This is a genomic window from Cupriavidus sp. SIMBA_020 (assembly GCF_046535395.1).
GTDB classification, from domain to species: domain Bacteria; phylum Pseudomonadota; class Gammaproteobacteria; order Burkholderiales; family Burkholderiaceae; genus Cupriavidus; species Cupriavidus campinensis.
Genome location: NZ_JAWRWU010000641.1, coordinates 1 through 270, shown reverse-complemented (window position 1 = coordinate 270; position 270 = coordinate 1). Strand labels below are relative to the sequence as shown.

The window sequence follows — 270 nt, the reverse complement described above, 5'->3', positions numbered from 1 at the left end:
GTTGGTGGCGATGGTGGTGTTCACCGGCCTGCACTGGGCGATGATGCCGCCTTCGCGCGTGGAAACCATCGACCCCGAAACGCTGCACGTGTCCGGCGAATTCGTCGAAACCAATCTGGGCAGCGCGCTCGAATCCGACGGCTCGGTGACCGTGCGCGTGCTCGCGCAGAAGTATTCGTTCACGCCGCAATGCATCGTCGTGCCGACGGGCGTGCCGATCACGTTTCGCGCCACCAGCGCCGACGTCGTGCACGGTTTTCTCGTCACCGA

General features: G+C 64.4%; 1 pseudogene. It reads left to right on the top strand.

Annotation, left to right across the window (positions count from 1 at the left end):
- Position 1: 1 nt before the first annotated feature.
- Positions 2 to 270 (top strand): annotated as a pseudogene (locus tag SB751_RS30870) (cytochrome C oxidase subunit II); the annotation flags it as partial.